The sequence below is a fragment of the Pseudoalteromonas sp. meg-B1 genome (assembly GCF_003173795.1).
In the GTDB taxonomy this organism is placed as follows: domain Bacteria; phylum Pseudomonadota; class Gammaproteobacteria; order Enterobacterales; family Alteromonadaceae; genus Pseudoalteromonas; species Pseudoalteromonas undina.
On sequence record NZ_QGQU01000003.1, the window covers coordinates 136,024 to 148,396 of the forward strand.

At 39.5% G+C, this 12,373-nt stretch carries 11 protein-coding genes; 3 read left to right on the top strand and 8 right to left on the bottom strand.

Translation table 11 applies throughout. The features are described from left to right. Positions 1-9 precede the first annotated feature (9 nt). The 3 genes from DK924_RS12380 to ribA form a co-directional block, all read right to left on the bottom strand. On the bottom strand, positions 10-462 hold the full coding sequence (locus DK924_RS12380; protein WP_109875317.1) for a regulatory protein RecX: 453 nt from the start codon (positions 460-462) through the stop codon (positions 10-12). After that, on the bottom strand, positions 462-1,250 hold the full coding sequence (locus DK924_RS12385; protein ID WP_109875318.1) for a BPSS1780 family membrane protein: 789 nt from the start codon (positions 1,248-1,250) through the stop codon (positions 462-464). Before DK924_RS12385 ends, DK924_RS12380 begins: the two co-directional genes overlap by 1 nt. A 353-nt stretch (positions 1,251-1,603) precedes the next feature. Further along, positions 1,604-2,227: a GTP cyclohydrolase II gene (gene ribA / locus DK924_RS12390; RefSeq protein ID WP_013464123.1), complete on the bottom strand. Its 624-nt coding sequence runs from the start codon at positions 2,225-2,227 to the stop codon at positions 1,604-1,606. A gap of 232 nt (positions 2,228-2,459) precedes the next feature. Between ribA and DK924_RS12395 the strand changes: the two genes are divergently transcribed. Beyond that, a complete protein-coding gene (locus tag DK924_RS12395; RefSeq protein ID WP_109875319.1) occupies positions 2,460-3,557 on the top strand; it encodes a TonB family protein in 1,098 nt (365 codons plus the stop codon). A 46-nt stretch (positions 3,558-3,603) separates the two neighbouring features. Here DK924_RS12395 and DK924_RS12400 read toward each other — a convergent pair whose 3' ends face one another. Genes DK924_RS12400 through DK924_RS12410 form a run of 3 tightly spaced genes read right to left on the bottom strand, consistent with a single transcriptional unit; the run spans position 3,604 to position 5,283 of the window. Further along, entirely contained in the window at positions 3,604-4,056 is a 453-nt protein-coding gene (locus tag DK924_RS12400; protein WP_109875320.1) for a low molecular weight protein-tyrosine-phosphatase, read from the bottom strand. A 40-nt stretch (positions 4,057-4,096) separates the two neighbouring features. Next, positions 4,097-4,750, bottom strand: coding sequence for a glutathione S-transferase family protein (locus tag DK924_RS12405; protein ID WP_109875321.1), 654 nt, complete (start codon positions 4,748-4,750; stop codon positions 4,097-4,099). 26 nt (positions 4,751-4,776) lie between these two features. Beyond that, positions 4,777-5,283, bottom strand: coding sequence for a DUF3087 domain-containing protein (locus DK924_RS12410; protein ID WP_054202271.1), 507 nt, complete (start codon positions 5,281-5,283; stop codon positions 4,777-4,779). Between the two features lie 214 nt (positions 5,284-5,497). Here DK924_RS12410 and DK924_RS12415 point away from each other — a divergent pair, with 214 nt between their 5' ends. Together DK924_RS12415 and DK924_RS12420 are read left to right on the top strand one after the other, a co-directional pair. Then, entirely contained in the window at positions 5,498-6,655 is a 1,158-nt protein-coding gene (locus tag DK924_RS12415) for a hypothetical protein (protein ID WP_109875322.1), read from the top strand. Positions 6,656-6,903: 248 nt separating this feature from the next. Further along, on the top strand, positions 6,904-10,152 hold the full coding sequence (locus DK924_RS12420) for a methyl-accepting chemotaxis protein (RefSeq protein ID WP_109875323.1): 3,249 nt from the start codon (positions 6,904-6,906) through the stop codon (positions 10,150-10,152). 92 nt (positions 10,153-10,244) lie between these two features. On the opposite strand, the gene kynU is transcribed toward DK924_RS12420, so the two are convergent. Both kynU and DK924_RS12430 read right to left on the bottom strand, forming a co-directional pair. Beyond that, positions 10,245-11,480, bottom strand: coding sequence for a kynureninase (kynU, locus tag DK924_RS12425; protein ID WP_109875324.1), 1,236 nt, complete (start codon positions 11,478-11,480; stop codon positions 10,245-10,247). 2 nt (positions 11,481-11,482) lie between these two features. Next, a complete protein-coding gene (locus DK924_RS12430; protein ID WP_109875325.1) occupies positions 11,483-12,313 on the bottom strand; it encodes an alpha/beta hydrolase in 831 nt (276 codons plus the stop codon). Positions 12,314-12,373 lie beyond the last annotated feature (60 nt).

A 12,373-nucleotide genomic window follows, 5' to 3' on the forward strand; every position in this document is an offset into this window, starting at 1 on the left:
CACCTGTATTTACTGTGCTTGCATTGCAAAATTTATTTGATCGTAGCTAAAACCTCGATACATTAAGTAGCGCACGCGCTTAGCTTTTTCTTTGTACTCGAGGTCTGCCGGTGTCGTTGAATACTTTTTGTTGTACGCTTCCTGCGCGAGCTCAAACCAATCTATTTCAAGCTCCTCAACCACTGTTTCAAGCAGTGCTCTATCAATCCCTTTACCCATGGCCTCGCTTTGAATTCGCTTTAAGCCGTGGCATTTAAATATGTGCTTTCTTACAAACCCTTCACAGTAACGCTGCTCGTTAATAAAATTGTGCTTTTCACACCAATCAAGCAGGTTTTCTATGAACTCGTCGGTTGCTTCTCTTTGCTGTAGCTTTTGGGTTAACTCACGACGCGAATACTCTTGCCTTCCAAGTAACCAAAGCACATAGTTTTTTAACTTTTGTTTTAACGTATCATCCATTAAGCGTCAAAGCGTCCGCTTTGCTCGCTACTTAAAGGCTTAATGTTACTGTCATCACTTGGTGGCACAACGGGCATAAAAATAGCCTGATAAGAAACAAAGAAACTAATGTAGCAAATTGGCATTAAAATCAACAGTGGTAGTAGTGATAAGAACATCGACACCACCATTAATAATGCGCAAATAATACCATAAACACTCAATGGTAAAATATTATAATAAAACACCATAAACGAACTTTTTAAGGCATTTAAAATACGTTGCTCTTTATTAAAGTAAACCAGCGGTACTGCATAGGCAAACGAAGTAAAGTAAATTGAGAGCGCAATTAAAAACAATGCCACGTTAGCAAACGAGATGCTCTCAAGCATTTGGCTAACAGCGGTGTTTGGGTCTAAGTCTGGCTGTGTCATAACCGCCATTGCATCAGCAAATAACCCATTGGCGAGCAAGGCAATTAAAATACCGGCACCCATTTGATAAAGCGCTAAGCGAAATAAGCCTAACCGATTTCCTTTGGCTGAAAAGGGCTTCAAAATATCGGCTAACATAATTTTTCCGCCCTGCTGCTTGGTAAGCACGGCTTGATAAAAACCAGCGGTTAAAAATGGTGTAGCCAATGCTGCAGCTATTTGTAATACCGGCAAAAATAACGACAACAAGCCAACAATGCCAATAAACAAATGCATAAAAATAAAAGTTAATGGCTGAGTTTTAAAAATTAGCCAACCCGCTTTAAACCATTTTAATGCCGCATCAGCTTTAAAAATTCGTAATTGTGTAGACATACTTGCTCTTAATTAAAACAAAACACGCCGAGTATAACTCGGCGCTGGTTGGTATTACATAGGTGGCGGCGATAAATGCCGTTAATATTAGGGTCTGTTGCCCTTTACGGATTAAAATTTGTTCAAACTAGGGGCGATTTAATCGCGGCGCGAGGTTTGTAACTTAGTGGGCTAAGTAAAAACCGAGCAACAAAGAGTAAATCGCCCCTAGGCAGAACCCGAAGGGCTGCGCCTGTTTGGCATTGATGCTGCGTTATCGCCTATTTATGGGGAATAACCACACCACATAGGCTCTGCCTTGCCTAAATACCAAACAGACTGCTGCAAATTTAACCTTGAAAGGTCAACAGACCCTAAGGTTTTTTAATTTTCTTAATATCTAGCATGTGAGAGCCATGCTTAATCTTTGTCTCTAAATACGCCTTGTTACCTGAAAGCCCAGCTTTAATGTGTGCATGAGTGCCCACAACAGAGTCCACCTCTATGCCAGCATCTTTTAATGCGTTAAGCTTTTTAGGATTGTTAGTCATTAATTTTACATGCTTTAAATTGAGCGCATTGAGCATTAATACAGCATCCGAAAAGTCGCGTAAGTCATCAGCAAAACCTAAATGGTTATTAGCCTCATAAGTATTCATACCTTGTGATTGCAGTACATACGCATCAATTTTATTGTATAAACCAATACCACGCCCTTCTTGGCGCAAATAAAGTAAAATACCACCTTGTTCGTGCATCATTTCAATACACTCGTTTAACTGCTCACCACAGTCACAACGTGACGAGTGAAATACATCGCCAGTTAAACATTCAGAATGCATACGAATAAGCGGAACACCTTGCTCGGTATCGGCGTTTTTAAACACTAACGCAACATGCTCTTGGCCATCTTTTAAGCCACTAAAGGAAATAATTTCTGCTGGAATATCACTATTTTTGCCAACATTAAGCTGGACTCTTGCTCTTACTTGCGCCACGACCAATCCAAATATTAAAAAACTACGACACGATAAAGTGATAATATCACAAAAGTTCAAAATTGGATCGTAGTACATCTTATGTAATGACAAATATATGGCGACGACTGCGGCTATTTTCAATATTCAAACATAAATATATTGGCAATGGATATTTACCTTGGTTTACCTAAAATGATGACATACACATAAGGATTTGCTAATTTACCACCGACAAATAATAGGGATCATTATGAAACTAAATAAACTTGCATTACTGATGGGCTTAGGTTTATCTGTATTAAGCACCACGCCATTTGCCGAACAAGCAAATAACGCTCAAGCCGTTTTCAACGACGCGTATCAAAATTACTTAAATGCGGTTAAAACCAAAGAAAATGTGCAACAAGCCGCGGAGCAGGCTTACACATTAGGTAAAGCTGTTTACGGTGATAATGCTGATAACACAGCAAACTTAGCAATTAACTATGCAAAATCAATTAATGGCTATGGCAAAAAATGGATTGAAAAGCGTTTTTCACTTTACCAACAAGCCTACACTATTTCAGTTAACAACCATGGTAAACAATCATTAGAAACCGTTGATGCTTTAGTTGGCATGGCTAATTTTGCGCCCTCAGCTCAAAAAGCGGACTATTATTTAGAGCAAGTCATTGCAATAGCAAACACAGAAAACAACCCTAAATTTTTGGCCGATATGAAATTAGAAGCGGCAACCATATTAGCCAATAAATTCAGCTACGAAAAATACCGTGAAGCTAAAAACTACTTAGAAGAAGCCGATGAGTATTATCAAGCTAACTTACCTAAAAACTCGGTTGAACAAATAAAAGCTGACTTTTTAATGGCGTCATTTGCGGAAGGTCGAAAAAGATACGACCAAGCAATTGAACGGCTTAATCGCGTAGTAAAGGTATTTGATGAAAGCTTAAGTTACGATCACAACGCCGAGCTAACCGCACATTCAAGACTGATTGGCTTGTATGAAAAACAAGGCAAAAGTGATGAAGCCACGAAGCACTGTATCGCGATAGCTAAAATGGTGCCGTGGAAAGAAAGCCAAGAGCAAACGCCGCTATACCGCGTTAACCCTAAATACCCTAAAAACAAGGCGCGATTTAGTAAGGATGGCAGCGTAGTTATGGAGTTTGAAGTAAATGAGTCTGGCTTTGTAAAAAATCCGCAAGTAATTAGTTCTGAGGGTGGCGTGGCCTTTGAAAAGTCGGCAGTAGAAGCATTAGCGCAATGGCGCTATGCTCCTAAGTTTGAGCATGGAAAAGCGGTTGCAGCAACTTCCAAAGTACAGCTCGACTTTAAAGTAAACCGTTAATAACATACCAAAGGCGCTTCAAGCGCCTTTTAATTTATCATTATAGCTATTTTAACTTAGCTAAAATGTTATCGCTGGCGGCTTCAATTAAATCAAGTACCTTTTCAAAGCCGTCATCGCCACCATAATAAGGATCGGGAATTGCGCTTTGTGCTTGCTCGCCATACTCTAAAAACAACGCAAGCTTGTACTGCAAATGTTCAGGGCAACGTGCGGTTAAATCCGACAGGTTTTGTTTATCGGCTGCTAAAATAAGGTCAAACTCGCTAAAATCACTACTGCGCACCTTGCGCGAAAAAATACCTTTAAAACTATAACCACGTTTTTCGCCAGCTTGCATAGAGCGTCTATCTGGCGGGTTACCTTCGTGGTGCCCAATAGTCCCAGCCGAGTCCACTAGCAGATCAATGCCTAACTTTTTAGCACGCGCTTTTAATACCGCCTCAGCCGTCGGAGATCGACAAATATTACCTAAACAAACAATCAGTACTTTTTTCACTTATAGCTCCTAAGCTTTTGCAAAAAATCAGTAATAAACGTTATTTTAATGAGGCTAATATTTTTTGTTCGCCCTCAAGCATGCTCTGCATAGCGGTGTCCTGTTTTACACGGCTATGTAAAGCAGCAAGCTTAGGCCAGCGCGACTCATCAAGTTGCTCACCACCATGCTCCATATTCATTAACTGGCAGCTCACTGCAATGTCGGCAAGGGTTAAGCTCTCGCCAACAAAAAACTCGTTACTACCTAAATAACCTTCTAAATAATCAAATAAAGGCGGTAGTTTTTCATTTAATGCACTTTGTACCAATGCTTCATCGGTTTGCTTTTTCATTGTAGGGGCAATAATACGTTGCTGAAACACCATAAATGTTGCAAAAGGAGCCAGCTCGTAATCAGCGTATTTTTCTAACCAGCGAACGGCTGCACGTTGCTCTGCAGTATTGCCAAGTAAAGGCGGTAAATTGGGGTGTTTTTCATCAAGGTATTGGCAAATAACGCTAGAGTCGGCCAAGTTTAACTCGCCATCTTTTAGCGCCGGAATACGCCCCAACGGGTTAATTTCTAAAAACCAGTCAGGCTGATTAAACGGCGAGACTATTTCGAGTTTATAGTCCAGTTGCTTAAACGCTAAACACACACGTACTTTACGTACATAAGGAGAAAGCGGGACACCATAAAGAATTATGCTCATTGTTATTCCTATAAATTAAAACCACTTTAAAACTGCTTTAAAATTGCATCATTGTAGTCATCAGCATTCAAGGTTAAGTTGAACTTGGCCGCCACACTATCTAACTCGGCTTGTTTAATCGCTAAATCATCCATAGTGATGGTGTTATCGTCAAGCTGCCATAATAATCGTGAACCTGCATAACTATAGTGAATCGCCAATAGTGCATCTGGGTTACCTTCACGCCCAGCAGCTTTTAGCTTAGCCATTTTACGAGTGATTTTATTAAGCGCTTTTTTAAGCTCCCACACATACACCACCTCACTCATAAAAGGATGTGTTCGGTATTTATTTAACAACCAGCCTATGCCAATACTCGTAACAATTACGCCTAATAAGTTCCAATGAAAATGACTGCCACTTTCATCGGGAAATAATGCAATTAAGGTTTGTGAAATTGCTAAACTGCCCACAGCTAAACCTGCTGCACAGCCGACAATAACGCGATTTAAATGTTTACGATAACGTGCTTTATCTATTTGAATAAGTTGCATAGCTGCCTAAAAGTAAAAAACTAAAAAATACACAGCTCCATTGTAGCTAAACCCATCACAGAGTTAAGACTCTTTTTTAATAAAATACCCGTAGTTTTTGATTTAGCGCCTGTTTTATACTGCTTTCAACATAAAACCAACCAACGATTTTATTTGCACCCACATATTAGGCATAGGATAGTAGGCAACAAATACGACTTAGTATAGGAACATCATGATAAAAACACTGATTGCCACAAGTTTAATATTTTCTTCTTTTAGTACTTTAGCCAATTTAAACACACCGCTAACCCCAGAAGAATTGCGAATTGAAAAAGCCAGCCAAGCGATGCCAGCCGTACTAAGCGCTTTTGCCAGCGAAGTTAATCAATTTGAGCAGCAATTCAAGTCACTCTCAAGCTATGTACAAGCCGTAGATGCCGTTAATGACTACTCAAAACGATTATGGTTTAGTGCAAAAAAACGCATCGCTACAACGCAAAACTTAGATGATCGCGCGCTTTATTGGGCTCGCTTACAATCAAGTAAAATAATTCGCACCACAAAACCTGCATTTTCGCTGAGCACCGCGCAGCAAACAGTGTTATTAACATTGCTAGAAAACGGAAGCCGAGGTCGCACAGACCTAAGCTACTCACAAAACACCACTAAAAAGATACTACTAACTGGGTTTGACCCATTTTTACTTGATAGAAATATAAACCAAAGTAACCCATCGGGCGTAGCTGCCTTGCTTCTTGATGGCCAAGTAATAAACTATAAAGGGATTAGTGCTGAAATAAACACTGTAATGGTGCCTGTGCGTTATGAAGACTTTGATCAAGGCATTATAGAATCCTTACTTGCCCCTTATTACGCTCTTAATAAAGTTGATATGGTCGTTACCGTTAGCATGGGCCGCAAAGACTTTGATCTTGAACGCTTTCCAGGTAAGCGCCGCAGTGTAACAGCCCCCGACAACGCCAATATAGTATATGGCGGTACCAAAACAGCGCCGCTCATTCCAAGCTTAAACGACCGCCCATTACCCGGTACTGAGTTTGTAGAATTTAGCTTACCTGTTAGCGCTATGCTAAATGCAAAAGGCCCTTTTGCGATTAATGATAATCATCATGTTATTACCCTCAAAAAAGACTTTGAGCCTAGCAGTTTTGACGAATTAAAAGAGGCAACTGCAGTACGTGGCGGTGGCGGTGGTTACCTGTCTAACGAAATTTCGTACCGCAGTATTCGGCTGCGTAATCAGCTAAATTCAGATATTCCGACTGGGCATATTCACACCCCTCGAATTGCCCAGTTTGAACCCGAAACCGAAGCTAAAATAGTTAAGCAAATTCAAGCTATGTTAGAGCGCAGTTTAGTCGCGCTCTAACATAGCTTGCTTTTTTAACGTTAGAACATCAATTAAATAGTAAAGCGTAGGAGTACTTAAGTACTTCTACGCTTTATTGCTTTTAAACCGCTAAAAAAGCATGCTGCAATTGCATTAAAATTAAAAGTGCTTAGTATCAGCTTTGGCTATTTTATAATAAAAACTCATTACTTTAATTATTAACTAGATCTTCACAAATTGTGTTCTATGCTCATTTGAGGTTCAGACCTTATTACAGGGACATAGTAATGCTCACAATTAACCACTTTTTTAATTCATTAAATTTAACAAAAAAACTTATCTCCGCCTTTTTAGTTGTTGCCCTAGTGCCAATAACAATAATTATTATTGTCGCAATTAATACAGCTTCAAACTCGATGACAGAACAGGTTTATTCGCGTTTAGACGCTGTGAGTAAAGTAAAACAAAGCGCTGTTAAACGCTATTTTAACAACATTGAAAAAAAGCTTAATGCGCTGCAAGCAAATCCAGAAATGGCCAATATTGCGACAAAGTTTATAGATGGATTTAATAATACCTCCCCTTCAACCTCATCAGAGTCTCTAAATCGCTTTTATAAAGAGTCTTTTGCTCCAAAATTTAAACAGCTAAACCCAACTGATACAGTTTCTTCATCTCTATTAAAGCAAATGAATCCAAAAAGTATTGAGCTGCAATCTCGTTATCTAGCTAATAACCCAAACCCAATCGGTGAAAAACAAAAACTAACCACCACAGAGCAATCAGACTCTTACGAGCAAGCGCACCGCCAATATCACCCTTATCTACGCGATATGACTAATATAAATAAGTTCTACGATATTTTCATTATCGACCCAGCAAATGGAAATATTGTTTACTCTGTTTATAAAGAAGTAGACTTTGCAACATCGCTGCAAACAGGCCCCTACGCTAAAAGTAATTTAGCGAACCTATTTAGACAATTAAAAGACAGCAGCAACCCACAAAAAATTGCTTTTGCAGATTATAAACAGTACTCCCCTTCATATAATGCCCCTGCAAGCTTTATAGGAAAGCCTATTGTTGTTGATGGTAAAACGGTTGCTATTTTAGCTGCCCAATTATCGATTGAAGATATTAATTCAATTATGAAAGAACGTGACGGGTTGGGCGAAAGCGGAGAAACCTACCTTGTTGGCCCTGAAGGGTTAATGCGCTCTGACTCTTATATTGATCCGAAAAATCACTCTGTAGAAAGCTCGTTTAGAAACCCAAATAAAGGCACTGTGAATACCTTATCTGTAATCAAAGCACTAAAAAATGAAAAAGGGCAGCATGTTATAAATGACTATAACAATGAAATGGTGCTCTCTGCATTTGCACCTGTAAATGTATTTAATGTTCGCTGGGCACTCATAGCAGAAATGGACGAACAAGAAGCTTTTGAGTCAATAACGACTCTTTCCCAACTACTCATTGTGATACTTTTTGTCACTATTTTTATTGTTACTATTGCCGCATATTGGTTTGCGCGAACACTCACAAAGCCAATACATGCATTGGCTGATACGATGAAAAAAGTTGAACAGCAAGGTGACTTTTCATTACGAGCAACTGTCTATTCAAGCGATGAAATAGGCGTTAGCACTCAAGCATTTAACACTCTTCTTGATGCTCTACAGTTATCTATTAGTGAAACAAACCGCGTTATGAACCAAATGGCTGCGGGTAAATTTGATCAACGTATTGAAGCACCATGTCGAGGAGAGTTAGATACGTTAAAACAAGCAACCAACGATTGCGCAAGTTCACTAAACGGGGCAATAAACGAATTAAATAACATTGCGATTGCTATGGCTGATGGTCAATTTGATATTCAAATTAATGCCTCAATGTCAGGCGAATTAGGCACCTTAAAAAGTAATATTAACCAATCGCTTTCCTCAATAAATAACACAATGAATAGTATCGTAGATATTATGGCTAACGTAGAGCAAGGTAACTTTAAAGAGCAAATTACCTATCCAGCTAAAGGAAAACTTGCCCAGCTAAAAGACAGCGTGAATAACTCAGTGAATAGCTTAAGTATTGCCATAGATGGTATTAGTGACGTTATGAGTGCATTACGACAGGGCCAGTTTTCAGCGCAATTAGATGCCCCCTTAGCTGGACAGCTTGATATCTTAAAACAAGATATTAATTCCAGTATGGCTAATTTAAATAATGTAATGAATGAAATAGGTGAAGTCATGTCCTTTGTTAGTAAAGGTGACTTTAAAAAAATGATTAAAGGTGAAGCCAGCGGTCAACTTGAGCAGTTAAAAAGTAACATCAATACATCAATCACTGCTATTGATAATGCTCTAACTGAAATTTCATCAGTCATGCTAGCAATTAGTCAGGGGCGCTTTGATCATACTATTTCATCGACTATGACAGGCCAGCTAAATAGTCTAAAAACAGATATAAACCACTCGGTAACAAACCTTGAACATGTCATAAATGATCTTAATCAAGTAATGGCTGCAATGGCAAATGGCGATTTTTCTCATCAATTAAAACAACCATTGCAAGGCCAATTGGAAGATTTAAAAAATAATGTTAATGAGTCTACCTCATTAGTTTCATTAGCTATAAATGAAGTAAGTAGCGTTTTGTCAAACTTAGCTAAAGGTGACCTTACTAAAAATATAGAGGGGCAATATCAAGGCGTATTCAACACCCTAAAAAACGACACCAACGCGACCATATTTAAATTAACCAATGTCATTCAAGAAATTCAAGTATCAGCTGGCCAGGTTATGCAAAATGCAGGTGAAATAGCTTCAAGTAATACTGAAATAAGTAAACGCACAGAAGAGCAAGCAGCCAACCTTGAAGAGGCAAGCTCAAGTACTGAGCAAATGCTAGATGAGCTAACTAAAGTATCTGAACAATCAAAAAGTGCCGTGGCATTGGCAAGCAATGCAGAGCAAATTGCTGAAGAAGGAAACCAATTATCAATACAGACTGTTAGCGCGATTGATGAAGTAAATGAAGCCAGTAAAGACATTAACGAAATACTTTCGGTTATTGACAACCTCGCTTTTCAAACTAACTTGCTATCACTTAATGCCGCCGTAGAAGCAGCTAGGGCTGGCGACCACGGAAGAGGCTTTGCTGTAGTCGCTAATGAAGTCGGTGATTTAGCGGGGCGTAGTGCTAAATCAGCAAAGCAAATAAAGAGTATTATTGTAAACAGTAATCAAAAAATAGCACTTGGAACTGAATTAGCCGACACCTCAGGGAAAAAACTAAAACACATAATGCAAGCTGTTAGCGATGTTAGTAAAAATATAATACATATAGCGCACTCAACCTCCGCACAAGAGCAAGCAATTAAAGAGGTTAATCTTGTTGTACAACGGTTAACGGGGCTAACTCAGGCTAACTCAGCGATTACAGAAGAAACAATGGCGGCTGCGCGTCAAATGGCAGAACAAGCTACCGAGATGAGAGTACAACTTAATTACTTTCATCTAGAAAAAGAGCAATAATAACCTAAAGGCGCTGCTAGTGATTCTGCTAACGCTATGCCTTTTAACTTGAGAAACGCTATGAGCCATTATAATAATGGCTCATCATAAAGTTACGTCACTTTACCCGCTAAATTAAAACGTGGCTGGGTATATAGCTGGCTTTTAACTACCTCAGCTAAAATAGTTGCTGCCTGCCAAATCTCTTCAAACGAGGTGTAAAGAGGTGTAAAACCAAAACGTAAAATATTAGGCGCACGAAAATCTGCAATTACCCCTTTTTCAATTAACGCTTGGCATATAGCAAACGCATCGGTATGTGAAAATGCTAGTTGGCTGCCTCTTTGGCTCGAATCCTCAGTAGAACATAAGCGTAAATCACTTAAGCATGAATGTGTTTGTACTAATTTAATAAATACGTCAGCAAGTGCAATCGACTTTTCTCTTACTTGAGAAATGTCTACGTCTTGCCATACATCAAGCGCAGCATCTAAAGCACTCATCGCAATCACACTAGGTGTGCCACATAAATACTGATTTATAGTATCAGCACCTTGATATATTGCATCAAAAGCAAATGGTTTGGCATGACCCATCCAACCTGATAAGGGTTGCTTCACAGCAGCTTGGTGGCGTTTAGCCACATATAAAAATGCAGGTGAGCCTGGGCCACCGTTTAAGTATTTATAGCCACAGCCAACGGCAAAATCAGCATTACAGTTATCAAGTTCAACTTGTAAAGCTCCCGCACTATGGGCTAGATCCCATATCACCAAAATGCCTTTCTCGTGGGCTAACTGGGTAAGCTTTTGCATATCCAGCAACTGACCGGTTCTAAAGTTGACCTGCGTTAATAGCAACACAGCCACTGAATCATTAAGGTTTTGCTCAATACTTTGCTCTGCCACTAATTTAAGCTGACATAAGTCGGGGCCTAATAGCTCACTTAGCCCCTGTACCATGTATAAGTCAGTAGGAAAGTTATCTTCGGTGGATAACACCACATTTCGCTCAGGATTTAACGATAATGCACTACTTAACAGTTTAAATAAGTTAACTGAAATCGAGTCACAACAAATCACTTGGCCTTTTGCTGCGCCAATAATCGGCGCTATTTTCTCTCCTACCAGAGTTGGTAAATCAATCCATTGGTGATCATTCCAACTTCTAATTAAATGGCTACCCCATTGCTGACTTACCACCTCAGCTACGCGCGATTTTACGGCTTTAGGCAAAGCCCCTAATGAGTTACCATCGAGATAAATAGTGTCTGCGGGTAAATCAAATTCATCACGTTTATTAGCCAGCGGATCGGCTTTATCAAGCGCTACAATCTCATTAAAATTCATTATTACTTCTCATTCAAATTTTGTATTAGTGTCTTAAATGCCTCAGAACCTGGGTGGATCCAATCAAAATGCCCCACACCATCTAGCATAACCACAGGTCGTTTAAGCTGCTCTAAATTAAAAGCTGGCATGATGGTATCTTGGTCACCTTGTAAAATAATACTCTGCGGATGAAGCGACTGCTCGCTCGGGTTCGCTTGCGTGTAAGCCTTGGGTTTATCAGTTGGCATACCTTGCATAAAATCCTTTGTCACTTTTTGACAGCTGTTATTACCGCGTGCATACGCTTTTATATCAGTAATAGGGGCTAAGCCAATAACCCCTTTGAGCTGATCAATTTCACCACCAGCAAGCAGAGCTAAATGCCCACCAGCGGAGTGTCCTACCGCAACCGAGTCAGCTAATTTAAACTCGCCATTATTATATTTACTTACCGCTAAAATTCCGGCTTTTACATCATTAAACGTTGTAGGCCAGCCACCACCGCTTGCGCCGCTTCTTCTATACTCTAAAGACCATACGTTAAAACCTGCTTGTGCAAGCCCCGTACTTAACGCATAGGTATGTTTAATATCGTATGCACTTAGCCAACAACCACCATGAAGTAAAATAACTAACGGGTTTTGCGGCTGGATTTGTTTTGCGCGCCAAAGTAATGCGAACTGCGATTCATTATCCCCATATGCTATTTTTTCATCCGCAGGGGTAAACCCCAATGAAGCCACACTTGCGTATGCCACATTATTATTTACATCAGGAAATTCAACTATCTGCGCGTTGGCATTAACCAAAAAAGGCCATACAACTAAAAATAAAACTATTAAGCTCTTCAAAATAAAAGACTTCCTTTATAACCTTAAAAGCGGTATGACCAAAAAACGCCAGCAGCCATT

Coding starts and splice junctions, on each gene's coding strand:
- DK924_RS12380 (WP_109875317.1), bottom strand. CDS start 462: ATGGATGATACGTTAAAACAAAAGTTAAAAAACTATGTGCTTTGGTTA.
- DK924_RS12385 (WP_109875318.1), bottom strand. CDS start 1,250: ATGTCTACACAATTACGAATTTTTAAAGCTGATGCGGCATTAAAATGG.
- DK924_RS12395 (WP_109875319.1), top strand. CDS start 2,460: ATGAAACTAAATAAACTTGCATTACTGATGGGCTTAGGTTTATCTGTA.
- DK924_RS12405 (WP_109875321.1), bottom strand. CDS start 4,750: ATGAGCATAATTCTTTATGGTGTCCCGCTTTCTCCTTATGTACGTAAA.
- DK924_RS12410 (WP_054202271.1), bottom strand. CDS start 5,283: ATGCAACTTATTCAAATAGATAAAGCACGTTATCGTAAACATTTAAAT.
- DK924_RS12415 (WP_109875322.1), top strand. CDS start 5,498: ATGATAAAAACACTGATTGCCACAAGTTTAATATTTTCTTCTTTTAGT.
- DK924_RS12420 (WP_109875323.1), top strand. CDS start 6,904: ATGCTCACAATTAACCACTTTTTTAATTCATTAAATTTAACAAAAAAA.
- kynU (WP_109875324.1), bottom strand. CDS start 11,480: ATGAATTTTAATGAGATTGTAGCGCTTGATAAAGCCGATCCGCTGGCT.